Here is a 13457-nt window from a genome sequence, read left to right on the forward strand (position 1 = left end):
CCTGATGATCGGGCAGACATTGTGGGAGCGGCGGCTTCATCAGCCGGGTATGGCGTCGAGGGCGGCAGCGACGGTTGGCCGGGTCGTGGTGCATGAGCGCCACACGCGGCTGGTCTGCCTGAACCGTCACGACGGCTCGGTCCGCTGGGACCGTCCGGTGGGGGCCTGGCCGCGGGCCGTCGTGGTGGCCGGCGACTGTTGCCTGGTTCTCCCTCAGGACAAAGCTCAGCTGTCCTGCCTCGATCTCGCGACGGGGGTGGTGCGATGGAGCGCCGAATTGCGGGAATTCACCGGGCATGTCGTGGCCAGCGGAAGCACGGTCGTCGTCGGCGGTTGGCGCGGTTATACGCCCTTGGCGGCATTCGACCTGGCGGACGGGCGGCTTCTGTGGCGGACGCCGCAGCGCATGGCCACGGTACGCCCGCGGCGTGGGGGTGCCGATCAAGGCGATGGTGGCCGTGGCGCTGTTCGAGCTGGCGCTGCGGGGGCGGGGGCGGCGCATCGCGTACGGGGCGGGGGTGTCGGCCTTTTTCCTGACCCTGCACGCCATGTCGGCACCGGCCGCCGAGGTGGCGCCGACGCTCTACCGGCTGTCCATCCTGCTGGGAGTCCCGCTGCTGTCCGGCGCGTACGTGCGGCTGACCCGCGAGAACGCCCGCCAGGCCCGCGACCGCGCCGACGCCGAGGAGCCCCGGCGCCGCGCGGACACGTCGAACCGGGAGATCGCCGAGCGCCTCTACCTGGGGGTTTCGACGGTGAAGACGTACGTGGCGAGCCTGATGCGCAAGACCGCACGACCAACCGGATCCGGCTGGCCGTGCCGGCGGCACCGAGCTCAGGCGTCGATCACGTCGCGTAGGACGTCGGGCTTGTTGGTGATGATGCCGTCCACCCGGTAGGTGATCATGCGGCGCATGGTGTCCGGGTTGTCGACGGTCCAGGCCAGGACGTCCATGCCGAGGGAGTGCACCCGCCGCACGTACGCGGCGGTGAGCGTGGTGTACGGCGGGTTGATCTGGTCGGCGAAGGCCGCCAGCCCCGGCAACTCCCCGGTCGAGGGCGTGCCGAGCAACCCGATCGGCACGTTCGGCAGCAACTCGTCGAACTCCCGCATCGACCCCCAGTCGAACGACTGCACCACGAGCCGCCCCGGCGCGAGCCAGGAGGAATGGCGGCGCAGCTCGGCGGCGATGCGGGCCTCGATCCCCGGGTAGAGGTTCGGGGCCTTGACCTCCATGAGCAGGCCCATGCCGGAGCCGCTCATCGCGCTCAGCGCCTCGCCGAGGGTGGGCACGGGCTCGTCGTCGTACTCGCCGGACAGCCACGAGCCGGCGTCCAGCTCGCGGATCTGGGCGAGCGTGAGGTCGCCGACGTTCCAGGGGGACAGGCCGGGGAAGACCCGCTCGACGTCGGTGGTGCGGGCCAGCGTCGTGTCGTGCATCAGGACCAGCTCGTGGTCCTTGGTCTCCTGGACGTCGAGCTCGAACATGTCGGCGCCCTGCGCGCCGGCCAGCTCGAAGGCGGCGATCGTGTTCTCGGGGGCGTAGGCGGAGGCGCCTCTGTGGGCGACGTTGATGACGGTCGCGGCGTGGGCGGGGGAGGCGAGGAGAGCGGGTTCGGCGAGGAGGGTGAGGGAGGTCGCGATGATGACGACGAGTCGTCTGAACATGGGTCTCCTCTGCTGGGGAGAGACAAACGACTCGACAATGACAAGATCGCATGACCTGAAGTTGAGAGCAGAGTAGCCGTGCGATGCCGCAGGGATGAGCATTCGACACGCGGCCCGGCACTCAGGAGCTCCGGGTTCGCGGAGGCCGGCGCCGCCGTACTGCGGAACGGTGCTGGCGGAGTCCAGCTTCGAGCGCGGTGGTCAGAGGGCCGGTGTCGCCGGACATCTCCAGGTCATCGCGCCGAGCAGCCCCTTGCCGCGCGACCAGGCGTCGTCAGTGATCTTGCGGGGGTGCACCCGGGATCCGGAGGTAGACGTCCACGGCCTGCTCGACGCCGAAGGCGGCTCGCGGCCTGCGTGGGGATCCCGCACAGCGCGACGATCACGAGGACGGCGCAAGCCGGTGCCCGGGAAGTTGCGAGGGCCCGGCCGAGGCCCGGACGGCCGGGTGGTTCTAGCCTGTTCGTCGTGAAAGTCGGTGGAACGCTGGCCGTTCTCCTGTCGGCGTGGTTCATGGCCCAGTTCGACTTCTTCGTGGTCAACGTGGCCGCGCCCTCCATCGAGCACGACCTGCGGGCCGGACCCGCCGCCCTGGAGCTGATCGTGGGCGGCTACGCCTTCACGTACGCGGCCGGCATGATCACCGGCGGCCGGCTGGGCGACCGCTACGGCTACCGGCGGATGTTCGTCTGGGGCGTGGCCGCGTTCACGGCCGCGTCGCTGCTGTGCGGGATCGCCGCGACCCCGGCCCAGCTCGTCGCCGCCCGCCTGCTCCAGGGCCTGGCGGGCGCCGTCATGGTGCCGCAGGTGCTGGCCACGATCTCGGCCGCGTTCCCGCCGGAGGAGCGGGGGCGCGCCCTCGGCTGGTACGGCGCCACCGGCGGCCTGGGCTCGATCGCCGGCCAGGTGCTCGGCGGGCTGCTGCTGACCGCCGACGTGCTCGGGCTCGGCTGGCGGGTCATCTTCCTCATCAACCTGCCCGTCGGCCTGGTCGTCGTGCCGCTGGCCGCGTGGCTGCTGCCGGAGGTCGAGACCGGCCGCCGGGCCAGGCTCGACCTGCCGGGCGCCACCGGCCTGGCCGCCGCGCTGGCGCTGGTGCTGGTGCCGCTCGGCCTGGGCAACAGCCTGGGCTGGCCGGTCTGGACCTGGGCCTGCATGGCGGCGAGCGTCCCGGTGTTCGCGCTGACCTGGCGCCGGCAGCGGGTGCTCGGGGCGCGCGGCGGGCAGCCGGTGCTCGACCTGGCGCTGCTCAAGGTGCACTCGTACCAGGCCGGGATCGGCTCGATCGTGGCGTTCATGGCGTACTTCGCCTCGTTCATGTTCACGCTGACGCTGCTGCTGCAGGCCGGGCGCGGGCTCACGGCGTTCCAGGCGGGGCTGGCGTTCGCGCCGATGGGCGTGATGTTCTCGATCACCTCGCTGCTGGGGACGCGGCTGGTCCGGAGGTACGGCCTGATCGTCGTCATGATCGGCGGCACCGTCACGGCGCTCGGCCTGGGCATGATGGTGGCCGGGGCCGGGCTGGGCCTGCCGTACGTCGTGGCCGCGCTGATCCTCGTCGGCGCGGGCAACGGCCTGGTCCTGCCGCAGCTCATCGGCGCGGCGCTGGTCGAGGTCGCGCCGCACCAGGCCGGGATCGGCTCCGGCATCCTGAGCACGGCCCAGCAGTTCGCGGGCGCGGGCGGCGTGGCGGTGATCGGCGCGGTCTTCTTCGCCGTCGCCGAGGGCGGGCAGCATGTCCTGGCCATGCGCTGGTCGGCGGCCATCGACCTGGCGCTCGTCCTGGTCGTGATCTCGACCGTGGCCTACAACCGGCGCCGCGCTATGCGGCTGGCAGCAGCGTCCCGTACAGCCGCGACACCCTCAGCCTGATCACCAGCCGCCGGTCGGCCACCACCTGCCGCAGGAACGCCTCGGTGTCGGCGGGCTCGGCGAACGACGGCCGCATGGCCAGCAGTTCCCTGCCCACCTCGTCGCCCGGCTCGGCGGTCACCGGCGACAGCTCCGCCTTGCCCTCGGCCACGGCGTAGGACCAGAAGTCGTCGCTGGCCACGTAGAGCGCGCCACGCGGATCCTTGTGCAGCTGGCGCACCTTGGGCAGGTCGGCGAGGGTCGAGATCCGCACCACGCGCTGCTCCGGGTCCCAGGCGTACAGGACGGTGGACAGGTACGGGTGGCCGTCGCCCTTGTTCGTCGCCAGCGCGCCGAACCGCTGCCTGGCCAGCAGCTCCGACAGCTCCGCGTCCCCGAGCGGCCGGGGTTCGGGGACCGCTCCGGCCCCGGAGTTCACCGTCATGCATCACCTTTAGCCCGGATCAGGAAATATCACCCTATACCGAGCTCTCGGTTGAACGTCTGAGCGTCCGAGATCACCCAGTACTCGGCGAACCTGCCGTCCTCGACCCGCAGGATGTCGTGCCCGCTGAAGGCGATCCTGGTGCCCTCGGCCGTCTCCGCGCCGGGGATGCCGCCCCGGTACGTCCCGCCGAACGTCCACCGCGCCGACACCAGGTCGCCGTCCACGATCGGCCCGATGTCCAGGGTCACCTTGACGTCGGCGAACGGCGCGTGCCCCTGCCGGAGCGCCTCGATCAGCCCGTCGGGCCCGGACACGTCCATGCCGGGCCAGTGCCCGGTGAAGCCGGGGGTGACCAGCTCGTGTGCCAGATCGAAGTCGCCGTTCCACAGCTCGAGCAGCCATCGTCTGTACAGGTTCGCGATCATCCAGGCCCACTACCCGCTCGCCGGTAGGTTACAACTCATGAATCTTGCCATTACCAGTGGATATGTCGTGCCGGTCGACGGCGACCCCATCGACGGCGGAACCGTACTCATCCAGGACGGGAAGATCACCGCGGTCGGCCGGGACGTGGACGTGCCCGAGGGGATCCCCGTCGTGGACGCCGCGGGCGGCTGGGTGCTGCCCGGTTTCGTGGAGGCCCACGGTCACCTCGGCGTGCACGAGGAGGCCGAGGGCTGGGCCGGCCAGGACACCAACGAGATGACCGACCCCAACGGCGCCCGCCTGCGCGCTCTCGACGCCATCAACCCGGCCGACCTGGCCTTCGGCGACGCGCTGTCCGGCGGGGTGACGACCGCGGTGATCAAGCCCGGCTCCGGCAACCCGATCGGCGGCCAGACGGTCGCGATCAAGTGCTGGGGCAGGTCCGTGGACGAGATGCTGATCAAGGAGCCGGTGAGCGTCAAGAGCGCGCTCGGTGAGAACCCCAAGCGGGTGTACGGCGACCAGAAGAAGCTGCCGTCCACCCGCCAGGGCGTGGCCGCGGTGATCCGCGACGCGTTCATGAAGGCCCAGGACTACCGGGCCAGGAGGGCCGCCGCCGAGGACGAGGGCAAGCCGTTCGACCGTGACGGCACGCTGGAGGTCCTGGTCCGCGTGCTGGACGGCGAGCTGCCGTGGTGCCAGCACACCCACCGGGCCGACGACATCTCCACCGCGCTCCGGCTGGCCGGCGAGTTCGGCTACCGCCTGGTGATCAACCATGGCACCGAGGGGCACCTGCTGGCCGACACCCTGGCCGAGCGGAACGTTCCCGTCATCATCGGCCCGCTGTTCACCACCCGGTCGAAGGTCGAGCTGCGCCAGCGCTCCCTGCGCAACCCGGGCATCCTCGACCGGGCCGGCGTCGAGCTGGCGATCACCACCGACCACCCCGTGGTGCCCATCAACTTCCTCGTGCACCAGGCCACGCTGGCGGTCAAGGAGGGCATGGACCCGGCCGCCGCGCTGCGCTCGATCACCGTGAACCCGGCCCGCATCATGGGCCTCGACGACCGGGTGGGCGCGTTGCGGCCGGGACTGGACGGTGACGTGGTCATCTGGTCCGGCGACCCGCTGGACGTCATGAGCCGGGCGCTGCGGGTGTTCATTTCCGGCCGGGAGGTGTATTCGTACACGAGCGGTGAGCCCGTCGTGGCTGATCCGTATTATCGCGAATCAAGTGACCGTTAAGCGCATGTAGATGCGCGGCGCGCATAGTGGGCGAAGCCAACGGGAAGAGAGGCACCACAATGACTGCTCCGTTGCTCGCCCCGCGCCCCAGCAAGGCCCTGCTGGTCGGACTGGTCGTCTCCGGCGTCCTCGCCCTGATCGTGCTGGCCGTCATGCTGTTCTCCGGCGGTCCCGTCGGGTTCGGCCTGTCCGCGCTGCTGGCCGTGGCGCCCCTTCCGGTGCTCCTCGCGGCCGTCCTCTCGCTGGACCGGCTCGAACCCGAGCCGAAGCTGCACCTCGCGTTCGCCTTCGCGTGGGGCGCCGGGGTGGCCATCGTGGCCGGCATCGCGCTGACGCTGCTCGGCCAGCAGCTGTTCGTCCGGGCCGGCTACGCCTCCGCGGCCGTCGAGGACATCGGCGCCGTGGTGCTGGCGCCGGTGGTCGAGGAGGCGCTGAAGGGCTCGGCGCTGCTGCTGCTCCTGCGCCGGCGGGCGGAGATCGACGGCCTGACCGACGGCATCGTGTACGCCTCCATGGCCGGCCTCGGCTTCGCCGCCGTGGAGAACGTGGGCTACTACCTGCTCGCGTTCGGCGAGGACGGCCCCGGCGCGGCGGTCCAGCTCTTCGTGGTGCGCGGGCTGATCGACCCGCTCGGCCATCCCATCTACACCTCCATGATCGGCCTGGGTGTCGCGTACGCGCTGACCCGCCGCACGGCGGCCAGGTTCGCCGCGATCCCGCTCGGCTACCTGGGCGCGGTCCTCCTGCACGGCCTCTGGAACGGCGCCGCCACCACGGGCTCGCTCACCTGGCTGGGCGTCGCCTACCTGGTGATCATGGCCACGCTGGTCCTGCTCATCGTGGTGACCGTCGTCGAGCGCCGCCAGCTCGTCGCCCGGATGGCCTACTACCTGCCCGCCTACCAGCAGACCGGCCTGATCACCGATGCCGACGTCCGCATGCTGACCACGCTGTCCACCCGCAAGACGGCCCGCAAGTGGGCCAGGGGAGCGGGGCTCGGCCGCGCCATGAGCGACTACCAGCAGGCGGCGACCGAGCTGACCCTGCTGCACCTGCGGGCAGAGCGGCACGCCGTGGAGCCGCGCAGGTTCGGTCTGGAGCGCGACGCGCTCCTCGGCGTGATGGCGCACGCCCGCCGCTGGTAGCCGTTCGGTGGCTGGTCAGTCCCTCGGCAGCAGGAAGTCCCGCAGGTGCGCGAGCACGGCGTCCGGTTGCTCCTCGGCCAGGAAATGCCCGCAGTCGGGAATTTCGGCTCCCCGCACGTCAAGTGCGTAATCGCGCCAGATGTCGAGCACCGGCACCCTGCTGGGCAGCCCGGCCGAGCCCCACAGCGCCAGCACCGGCAGCTCCAGTCGCCGGCCCGCCTCCCAGTCGGCGTCGTCGTGCTCGGCGTCGTACGGGAACGAGGCCCGGTAGTCCTCGAACCCCGCCCGCAGCGCCCCCGGCCGCTCGAAGGCCCGCACGTACTCGTCGACCTCCAGCCGCGACCGCTGAACCGTCCACTTGTCGAAGAAGTAGCCCAGGTAGCCGCGCACGTCCTGGCCCGCGAGCCGCTCCGGCAGGTCGGGCTGCAGGTGGAACGTCCAGTGCCAGGTGCCGGCCGCCAGCCCGGTCGTCATGTCGTACCTGCGCCACATCTCCCTGGTCGGGATGATGTCCATGACCACCAGGCGGTCCACCTCGCCGGGGTGGTCGAGCGCGTACCGGTGGGCGACCCTGGCACCCCGGTCGTGCCCGGCGAGCAGGACCCGGTCGTGGCCGAGCGAGCGCGCCAGGGCGCGGACGTCGGCCGCCATCGTGCGCTTGTCGTAGCCGGTGGCCGGCTTGTCGGTGTGGCCGTAGCCGCGCAGGTCGGGCGCCACCACGGTGAAGTGCTCAGCCAGCGCGGGGATGAGGTGCCGCCAGCAGTGGGAGGTCTGCGGCCATCCGTGCAGCAGGACGAGCAGCGGGCCCGCGCCGTCGATCAGGTAGTGCATGCGCAGGCCGTCGAGGTCGGCCATCCGCGATCCGGTCATGGTCTCCACTCCATCATGGTCATTTCCGGACGGCCAGCACGGCCAGCGCCGTGCCGCCCGTGAGTACGACGCAGGCCGCCACCGCGACCGCCGTGCCCTGGGCCAGGCCGAAGGCCCCCACGAGTGCCGCCATCCCGGCGGCGCCCAGCGAGGAGCCGACGTACCTGGCGGTGTTGTTCGCCCCCGAGCCCATGCCGACCCGGTGCGCCGGCACGCTCTCGATCGCGAGGTGCGTGATCGAGGAGTTGATCAGTCCCGATCCCACCCCGCTCACCGCCAGCCCGCCGGCGATCAGCGGCAGGGACAACGAGGAGCCCGCGCCCAGCAGCGCGGCGAACCCGGCCGCGCTCAGCCCCAGGCCCAGGGCCAGCCGCGCGGCCGTGCCGAGGCGTACGTGCCGGGTCAGCAGCGAGGCCACGAACGACAGCCCCGACCAGACGCAGAACAGCAGCGCCGTGTCCAGCGGCGCCAGCCCGTGGGCCGTCTGCAGCACGGTCGGCAGGTAGCTGAGCAGCCCGACCACCGCCGCCCCCACGACCAGCGCCCCACCGGTCGCCACCAGGAACGCCGGCCGCCCGAACAGCTCCAGGTCCAGCAGCGGCTCCGGCCGCCGCCGCTCGACCGCCACGAACGCCGCCAGCAGCACCACGGCCAGCGCGAACGCCTCGAGCACGACCGGCCGGCCCCACCCGGCACGCCCCTCCGTCACCCCCGCGACCAGCGCCGCAACGCCCAGGCTGAGCAGCACCACCCCCGGCACGTCCAGCCTGCGCGGCACCTCGGAGCGCGACTCCTCCAGCACCCGGGCCGACATGATCGCCAGCACCAGCGCGCCGGCCGCCATCAGCCAGTACGCCGCCCGCCAGCTCGTCACCGCGGCCGGCAGCCCGGACACCAGCGGCCCCACCGCGGTGCCCAGCCCGATCATGGCCCCGTACCGCCCGGTGGCCCGCACCCGCTCCGCCCCGGTGGGGAAGGCATGTCCCACGATGCCCAGGCTCGCCGCCAGCATCGCCGCGCTCGCCGCGCCCTGCACCAGCCGGGCCAGCACGAACACCGGCACGGTCGGGCTCACCGCGGCCACCACGCTGGCGGCGGCCAGCACGCCCGTGCCCGCGACCAGCACCCGCCGGCGCCCGTAGTCGTCGGCCAGCCCGCCCGCGACCAGCAACATCGACGACAGCCCGAGCGCGATCGAGCCCAGGATCCACACCGGCCCGGTCGGCCCGGCGCCCAGCGATCGCGCGGTCTGCGGCAGCGTCACCATCGGCAGCGTGAAGTTGGTGAGCACGAGCAGCGGCGCCCACGACGCCACGGCGAGCGTCGGCCCGCGCCGCGACGTCATCGGTTCGGTCATTGAACTCATGCCGCGCACGCTAGCACGGTTCGGTGAATGAACTAACATGGGTCCCATGGCGCTCGGCAAGAACTACGACGGCCAGGACTGTGCGCTGGCCAGTGCCCTGGAAGTGATCGGCGAGCGGTGGACGCTGCTGGTCATCCGCGACGCCATGTACGGCGTGCGCCGCTTCGGCGACTTCCAGGCCCACCTCGACATCCCCAGGGCCGTCCTGTCCCAGCGGCTGGCCGCGCTCGTCGAGGCGGGCCTGCTGGAGCGCCGCCGCTACCAGGACGCGCCGCCCCGCGACGAATACCTCCTGACCCCCGTCGGCCGCGAGCTCTGGCAACCCCTGCTGGCCCTGGGTCAGTGGAGCGACCGCCACCTGGCCGCGAACGGCCCCCGCCGCCTCTTCCACCACGTGCCCTGCGGCACCCGGCTCGACCCGCTGTCGGTCTGCTGCACCTGCGGCAGGAGCGTCCCGATCGAGGAGGTCGAGGTCCGCCCCGGCCCGGGGCTCAGCGCCGACACGCGGCAGGACCAGGTGAGTCTCGCCCTTCGGACGCCCCACCGGATGTTGGCCCCGATTCCTGACAAAATTTGATGAAACCCCGAAGGGAGATCACATGAGCTGGTCGGAGATCGAGTCGGAGGCCGAGCTGCGCGAACTCCTCGGCGAGGTCATGCCGCGGGCGGCGACCAAGGAGCGGGTACGCCTGCACGAGCGCGACCTCGAGTGGCTGGCGGCCTCGCCCTTCTGTCTGATCGCCACCTCGGACGAGGCGGGCAACTGCGACGTCTCGCCCAAGGGCGACCCGGCCGGCTTCGTCCACGTGATCGACGACGTGACGATCGCGATCCCGGATCGTCCGGGGAACCGCCGGGCGGACGGATTCCTCAATATCCTGAAAAATCCGCATGTGGGGTTGATCTTTCTGATCCCCGGGCGCAACGAGACCCTGCGCGTCAACGGCCGGGCCCGGCTGGTCCGCGAGGCCCCGTTCTTCGACGAGCTGATCGTCAAGGGCCACCGCCCGCACCTCGCGCTGGTCGTCGAGATCGAGCAGATCTTCTTCCACTGCGCCAAGGCGTTCATGCGCTCGGCGCTGTGGAAGCCGGAGAGCTGGGGGTCCGACGCCCTGCCGTCGCACGCGAGGCTGGTCAAGGACGTGCAGAAGGTGGAGGAGAGCCTCGAGGAGCTCGAGAACTACTACGGCGAGGCGTACGCCAAGCGCCTGTACGGCTGACCTCAGGCGGCGGGGGTGGGGCCGCCGGGGAAGCGGATGATGTTCCGGCCGGTGTAGGCGCGGAGGTCGATCACCTTGGGATCGGCGGGAGGCTTGCGGTGCCCGGCCGAGCGGATGTCGCGGATCTTGTGCCTGGCAACGTGTGGTGGCACCACCACAAGCCTCTTCATCGTGAGCCCCCCGTGATATTTCTGTTACCTATGTTATCTACAGATACCCCCGTAAGTTTGGTGTAAGGAGTAAGTCAATAGGGAAGTCTGCGACCTGCTGGTGACCGCAGGTCCAGCTCCGTGGTCAGCCGGGTGCGCCGCTTGGCGGCCGACTTCGTGACTCTGACGCGTTTCATGATCTCCCCTTCCGAAGCGCGTTCCCTTCTCCTTCTCAAGATCCCGCGCCGCGCCGGTCTGCGGCGTGCCGACGGGGCTTGCCGCCCGCCATGCGCGCCAACCTAATCCGGGCCGGCCGGCTCGCTCAATGCATTTCTACGAGCGCGCACACATTCGTCGTACGCCCCTATAGACCGCGACGGCCCGTCCTCTGTGACAACTCCGGCGAAAGAGATTCGACGAGCACCCCCTACCCGGATGTGCGCGGCCGAGCCCGGAGGAAGATCCTTACTATGGCCTGACCGAATTCCGAGGGGGGCCGGTAGATGCCGCTGATCGCGGTCTGTGCGGCGTGGGCCGTGTTCTGGGGGTCGTGGTCGGCCCTGCTTCCCGCCGTCAAGCTGGAGCTGGGCCTGTCGGCGGGGGACCTCGGGCTGGCCCTGAGCGCCGTGCCGGTGGGGGCGCTGCCCGCGATGGCGCTGGCCGGTCGGCTGGCCCGCGGGCGGGAACGCGCCGCGCTGATGGTCACGATGGGCCTGTTCGCGCTCAGCGTGGCCGCCATCGGGCTGGCCGACTCCGCCTGGCAGCTCGCGCTGGCGCTGCTGCTGGTCGGCGCCACCAGCGGCGCCCTCGACGTCGCGCTGAACCTGGCCACCGGCCGCGCCGAGCGCGAGAGCGGCCGGCGCCTCTTCCAGCCCGTGCACGCCGCCTTCCCGGTCACGGTCATCGCGGCGGCGCCGCTCACCGGCCTGGCCCGCTCGTACGGCCTCGACGTCGCCGCCGTGCTCCTGATCGTCGCCCTGATCGTGGCCGCCACGTCGCTGACCCTGCTGGCGCTGCCCCTGGGCCACGGCCTGCCCGACACCCCTGCCGCCGGTTCCGGCCGGCGCCTGTGGGGTTCGGCGGTGGTGCTGGGGGCGCTGGCCGCCTGCGTCCTGGTCATCGAGAACTCGGTCGAGCAGTGGTCGGTGCTGCTGCTGGAGGAGCACCGGGACGCCACCCCGCTGGTCGCCAGCGCCGCGCCCTCGGTCTACATGGCTGCGCTGACGGCCGGCCGGCTGATCGTGCAGGCGCTGCCCCGGACGCCGCTCAGGGCGTTGTACCTGGTGGCCGGCCTCGGCGGCGGCGCCGGGATCGCCCTGGCGGGGCTGGGCGGCGGCGTGCCGCTCTCGCTGGCCGGGTTCGCGGTCACCGGGCTGGCCCTCGGCCCGCTGGTGCCCGCCCTGCTCAGCCGGGCCGCGGCCGACGACGCGAGCGGGACGATGGTGTGGGGGGTGTCGACCATCTCCTACACCGGGTTCGTGGTGAGCCCGCTGCTCGTGGCCGGGCTGAGCGGGTGGCTCGGCCTGCCTGCCGCCCTGGGCGCGCTGGGGCTCCTGGGCCTGCCCCTGCTGGCCCGCTTCGCCGTCGAGCGCCCGTGACGGAGGCAGGCGGCCTGAATATGGTGGTTTCTTGGGGAAAAGAGACCCCGGAACCGGGTATCCCCCCGGCGGATCGACTGCAAAGGGGATCACCATGGCTGTCTGCGAGACCTGCGGTAACGACTACGACATGGCGTTCGAGGTGCACGCGCAGGGAGCGGTGCACACCTTCGACTGCTTCCAGTGCGCGATCGAGGCGATGGCGCCCATCTGCGAGCACTGCGGCACCAAGGTCATCGGACATGGGGTGCAGTCGGGCGAGCACTGGTACTGCTGCGCCCACTGCGCCCGCGAGGAGGGCAACAAGGGCATCGTCGACCGTGTGATGGCCGGCACTTCGGCGTAGGCACCCGCTAGCCGGCGAGCAGGGCGCGCATCCGCGCCACCGCCTCGTCGAGCGGGCCCTGCGGCACCGGGGCGGCGAGGTCGAGGGTGATGTCACCGCCCTTGGCCTCCCACACCCCGGCGACCCGCCCCTCGTGGACGACCACGGGGGAGATCCACCCTGCCTGCCTGCTGACCTTGGGCCTGAGCTCCGGCGGGAGCAGCGGGGCGAGCCCGCGGGGCGCGGCCAGGACGAACTGGTCGAAGCCCGGCAGCAGGTGCACCTCGGCCGACGGCGCGGTGCCGGCGACGTCGTCGAGGTGCTCGGTCAGCGCCGTCAGCGTCATGCCGTCGTCCGTCTCGACCTCCGTCAGCTCCGGCGCCAGGTCGCGGAACCAGCCCTTCAGCACGGCCTTCCTGGCCACGCCGCCGAACAGCCAGGTGTCGAACATCTCCGGCGTGGCCGGGCCGTGCGCGCCCAGGAAGGCACGGACCAGGCGCGGCCCCGCCTCCTCGTGCGGCGGCAACCCGGCCGGCCAGCCGGGCACCCAGGCGCGCGGGGCGGTGAAGGCCACCCGGCCGTCGAGCGGCGGCGCGTAGCACAGCTCGCCCAGCCGGCTCAGCGGCTTGAGCAGGGCGCCCCAGCCGGACGTGAGCGCCTGCCGGAGATGGGCGTCCCCGGTCACCTCCACCACGGCGTCGACCAGCTCTTCCCGGGTCAGCGCCCGCTCGCCCAGCGCGCGGGGCACGGCGTCGATGATCGCCTCGATCTCACCGGCGGTGACGCCGTGGCCGCGCTGCCAGGAGCCCTTCTCCCAGAAGCGCAGCGTGCTCAGCGCCGCGCAGTAGTCGGCGAGCTGGTCGGCGGGCACCAGGTGCAGGGTGCCGCGCATGATCCAGGTCTTGACCAGCGTGCGCTCGCTCCACAGCGCCTTGTCGATCTCCTCGGGATCGGGCCTGGCGCTCCTGACCGCCACCGCCAGCCGGGCCGACGAGGTGACCTGGCTCTGCACGCCGCACAGCCGCCGGGCGACGGCCACGGCGTTCTCCGCGCCGGCCCCGCTCACGAACTGCCGGCGCAGGCGCCAGGCGAGGATCTGGGTCCAGGTCAACCTCGTCGTCATGCGTCCAGTAGTACACCGG

General features: G+C 71.9%; 15 protein-coding genes and 1 pseudogene. 9 read left to right on the forward strand and 7 right to left on the reverse strand.

Features of this window, described 5'->3' with window-relative positions:
* Positions 1-4: 4 nt before the first annotated feature.
* Together ACBJ59_RS39565 and ACBJ59_RS39570 are read left to right on the forward strand one after the other, a co-directional pair.
* Positions 5-394, forward strand: a pseudogene (locus ACBJ59_RS39565) (PQQ-binding-like beta-propeller repeat protein); the annotation flags it as partial.
* Positions 395-428: 34 nt separating this feature from the next.
* Positions 429-899, forward strand: a complete 471-nt coding sequence (locus ACBJ59_RS39570; protein ID WP_375115389.1) for a hypothetical protein — start codon at positions 429-431, stop codon at positions 897-899.
* On the opposite strand, the gene ACBJ59_RS39575 is transcribed toward ACBJ59_RS39570, so the two are convergent.
* Complete coding sequence (locus ACBJ59_RS39575) at positions 836-1669, reverse strand: glycerophosphodiester phosphodiesterase (protein ID WP_375115262.1); 834 nt, start codon at positions 1667-1669, stop codon at positions 836-838. The genes ACBJ59_RS39570 and ACBJ59_RS39575 overlap by 64 nt on opposite strands.
* Positions 1670-2137: 468 nt before the next feature.
* Here ACBJ59_RS39575 and ACBJ59_RS39580 point away from each other — a divergent pair, with 468 nt between their 5' ends.
* Positions 2138-3541, forward strand: a complete 1404-nt coding sequence (locus tag ACBJ59_RS39580) for an MFS transporter (RefSeq protein WP_375115263.1) — start codon at positions 2138-2140, stop codon at positions 3539-3541.
* Here ACBJ59_RS39580 and ACBJ59_RS39585 read toward each other — a convergent pair.
* Both ACBJ59_RS39585 and ACBJ59_RS39590 read right to left on the reverse strand, forming a co-directional pair.
* On the reverse strand, positions 3492-3965 hold the full coding sequence (locus ACBJ59_RS39585) for a TIGR03618 family F420-dependent PPOX class oxidoreductase (protein ID WP_375115264.1): 474 nt from the start codon (positions 3963-3965) through the stop codon (positions 3492-3494). The genes ACBJ59_RS39580 and ACBJ59_RS39585 overlap by 50 nt on opposite strands.
* Before the next feature lie 29 nt (positions 3966-3994).
* Complete coding sequence (locus tag ACBJ59_RS39590) at positions 3995-4393, reverse strand: ester cyclase (RefSeq protein WP_375115265.1); 399 nt, start codon at positions 4391-4393, stop codon at positions 3995-3997.
* A gap of 37 nt (positions 4394-4430) precedes the next feature.
* On the opposite strand from ACBJ59_RS39590, the gene ACBJ59_RS39595 reads away from it, so the two are divergent.
* Both ACBJ59_RS39595 and ACBJ59_RS39600 read left to right on the forward strand, forming a co-directional pair.
* A complete protein-coding gene (locus ACBJ59_RS39595; protein ID WP_375115266.1) occupies positions 4431-5642 on the forward strand; it encodes an amidohydrolase in 1212 nt (403 codons plus the stop codon).
* Positions 5643-5701: 59 nt separating this feature from the next.
* Positions 5702-6787, forward strand: a complete 1086-nt coding sequence (locus ACBJ59_RS39600) for a PrsW family intramembrane metalloprotease (RefSeq protein WP_375115267.1) — start codon at positions 5702-5704, stop codon at positions 6785-6787.
* 15 nt (positions 6788-6802) lie between these two features.
* Here the strand turns inward: ACBJ59_RS39600 and ACBJ59_RS39605 are convergent, their stop codons facing one another.
* Positions 6803-7657, reverse strand: coding sequence for an alpha/beta fold hydrolase (locus tag ACBJ59_RS39605; protein ID WP_375115268.1), 855 nt, complete (start codon positions 7655-7657; stop codon positions 6803-6805).
* Between the two features lie 19 nt (positions 7658-7676).
* On the reverse strand, positions 7677-9023 hold the full coding sequence (locus tag ACBJ59_RS39610; RefSeq protein WP_375115269.1) for an MFS transporter: 1347 nt from the start codon (positions 9021-9023) through the stop codon (positions 7677-7679).
* A 46-nt stretch (positions 9024-9069) separates the two neighbouring features.
* On the opposite strand from ACBJ59_RS39610, the gene ACBJ59_RS39615 reads away from it, so the two are divergent.
* Both ACBJ59_RS39615 and ACBJ59_RS39620 read left to right on the forward strand, forming a co-directional pair.
* The gene (locus ACBJ59_RS39615; RefSeq protein WP_375115270.1) at positions 9070-9600 is read left to right on the forward strand and encodes a winged helix-turn-helix transcriptional regulator; all 531 of its coding nucleotides are present in this window, start codon (positions 9070-9072) and stop codon (positions 9598-9600) included.
* 22 nt (positions 9601-9622) lie between these two features.
* Entirely contained in the window at positions 9623-10243 is a 621-nt protein-coding gene (locus ACBJ59_RS39620) for a pyridoxamine 5'-phosphate oxidase family protein (RefSeq protein ID WP_375115271.1), read from the forward strand.
* 2 nt (positions 10244-10245) lie between these two features.
* On the opposite strand, the gene ACBJ59_RS39625 is transcribed toward ACBJ59_RS39620, so the two are convergent.
* Positions 10246-10413, reverse strand: a complete 168-nt coding sequence (locus ACBJ59_RS39625; RefSeq protein WP_375115272.1) for a hypothetical protein — start codon at positions 10411-10413, stop codon at positions 10246-10248.
* Between the two features lie 482 nt (positions 10414-10895).
* Here ACBJ59_RS39625 and ACBJ59_RS39630 point away from each other — a divergent pair, with 482 nt between their 5' ends.
* Both ACBJ59_RS39630 and ACBJ59_RS39635 read left to right on the forward strand, forming a co-directional pair.
* A complete protein-coding gene (locus tag ACBJ59_RS39630) occupies positions 10896-11990 on the forward strand; it encodes an MFS transporter (protein WP_375115273.1) in 1095 nt (364 codons plus the stop codon).
* A gap of 94 nt (positions 11991-12084) precedes the next feature.
* Positions 12085-12336 carry a hypothetical protein gene (locus tag ACBJ59_RS39635; RefSeq protein ID WP_357867527.1) on the forward strand — a complete coding sequence of 84 codons (252 nt, stop codon included), beginning with the start codon at positions 12085-12087 and terminating at the stop codon, positions 12334-12336.
* A 7-nt stretch (positions 12337-12343) separates the two neighbouring features.
* Here ACBJ59_RS39635 and ACBJ59_RS39640 read toward each other — a convergent pair whose 3' ends face one another.
* Entirely contained in the window at positions 12344-13438 is a 1095-nt protein-coding gene (locus tag ACBJ59_RS39640; protein WP_375115274.1) for a winged helix DNA-binding domain-containing protein, read from the reverse strand.
* Positions 13439-13457 lie beyond the last annotated feature (19 nt).

The sequence above is a fragment of the Nonomuraea sp. MTCD27 genome, assembly GCF_041950495.1.
Taxonomy (GTDB): Bacteria; Actinomycetota; Actinomycetes; order Streptosporangiales; family Streptosporangiaceae; genus Nonomuraea.

Bases quoted from the DNA above. Each gene is read 5' to 3' on its own strand.
- ACBJ59_RS39575 (WP_375115262.1), bottom strand. From the start codon at position 1,669: ATGTTCAGACGACTCGTCGTCATCATCGCGACCTCCCTCACCCTCCTC.
- ACBJ59_RS39585 (WP_375115264.1), bottom strand. From the start codon at position 3,965: ATGACGGTGAACTCCGGGGCCGGAGCGGTCCCCGAACCCCGGCCGCTC.
- ACBJ59_RS39590 (WP_375115265.1), bottom strand. From the start codon at position 4,393: ATGATCGCGAACCTGTACAGACGATGGCTGCTCGAGCTGTGGAACGGC.
- ACBJ59_RS39595 (WP_375115266.1), top strand. From the start codon at position 4,431: ATGAATCTTGCCATTACCAGTGGATATGTCGTGCCGGTCGACGGCGAC.
- ACBJ59_RS39600 (WP_375115267.1), top strand. From the start codon at position 5,702: ATGACTGCTCCGTTGCTCGCCCCGCGCCCCAGCAAGGCCCTGCTGGTC.
- ACBJ59_RS39605 (WP_375115268.1), bottom strand. From the start codon at position 7,657: ATGACCGGATCGCGGATGGCCGACCTCGACGGCCTGCGCATGCACTAC.
- ACBJ59_RS39610 (WP_375115269.1), bottom strand. From the start codon at position 9,023: ATGAGTTCAATGACCGAACCGATGACGTCGCGGCGCGGGCCGACGCTC.
- ACBJ59_RS39615 (WP_375115270.1), top strand. From the start codon at position 9,070: ATGGCGCTCGGCAAGAACTACGACGGCCAGGACTGTGCGCTGGCCAGT.
- ACBJ59_RS39620 (WP_375115271.1), top strand. From the start codon at position 9,623: ATGAGCTGGTCGGAGATCGAGTCGGAGGCCGAGCTGCGCGAACTCCTC.
- ACBJ59_RS39625 (WP_375115272.1), bottom strand. From the start codon at position 10,413: ATGAAGAGGCTTGTGGTGGTGCCACCACACGTTGCCAGGCACAAGATC.
- ACBJ59_RS39630 (WP_375115273.1), top strand. From the start codon at position 10,896: ATGCCGCTGATCGCGGTCTGTGCGGCGTGGGCCGTGTTCTGGGGGTCG.
- ACBJ59_RS39635 (WP_357867527.1), top strand. From the start codon at position 12,085: ATGGCTGTCTGCGAGACCTGCGGTAACGACTACGACATGGCGTTCGAG.
- ACBJ59_RS39640 (WP_375115274.1), bottom strand. From the start codon at position 13,438: ATGACGACGAGGTTGACCTGGACCCAGATCCTCGCCTGGCGCCTGCGC.